The organism is Vibrio sp. 10N.222.46.A1 (assembly GCF_041473595.1).
Classification (GTDB): domain Bacteria; phylum Pseudomonadota; class Gammaproteobacteria; order Enterobacterales; family Vibrionaceae; genus Vibrio; species Vibrio tasmaniensis_A.
This window is the reverse complement of the sequence record NZ_JBFRSN010001171.1, coordinates 1-635: the sequence shown is the minus strand read 5'-3', so window position 1 is coordinate 635 and position 635 is coordinate 1. Positions and strand designations below refer to the sequence as shown.

Here is a 635-nt window from a genome sequence, read left to right as displayed (position 1 = left end):
GGCTCACACAATAAAACTGCTCAAACAGATTTACATCGAGTTGATTGTGCTTAATCCAACGCTGCCACACATCAGAGCCTAGCGCATGAATGAAATTAATCCGGTGTAACGACTCTAAACCATCATCAAAGATATCGTGTTCAGCGGCATAACTCGGTGTACATACCGGAATATACTTTTCACCAAACAGACGCTGGCGATGCATATCTTTTAGATCTTCAGCACCATAGTAAATAGCGACATCGAGGTGATTTTGATGAAAGTCTTGCTCTTCTTGAGAGAAAATATTGAGGTTGAACTTTGGGTATCGCTGTTTGAAATCAGCTAGCCTTGGTAGCAACCAACTGTTAGCAAAGGCAGGACTGGTACCGATATTTATCTGACCGTACAAGTCGGTGTTGGTAATGTCTTCGATCTCACCAAAAATAGAGCTCAACGACTTGGATAACGTGCGTTGAAAGCGTTGCCCTTCTTCGGTCAATTCCAGTTTACGAGTGCCTCGCACAAACAAGTTAAATCCGAGTTCACCTTCCAACACTTTGATTCGATGGCTAACGGCTCCCTGAGTCAAATGCAACTTTTTCGCGGCTAACGTAAAGCTCATTTTCTCGGCAGCAACATTAAAAGTATGAAGA

General features: G+C 43.0%; 1 protein-coding gene. It reads right to left on the bottom strand.

What is annotated here, in order from left to right; genetic code table 11:
- Positions 1 to 635, bottom strand: a 635-nt coding sequence (locus AB4496_RS24915) for a LysR family transcriptional regulator (RefSeq protein WP_372132493.1), incomplete at both ends; no start/stop codon positions are given.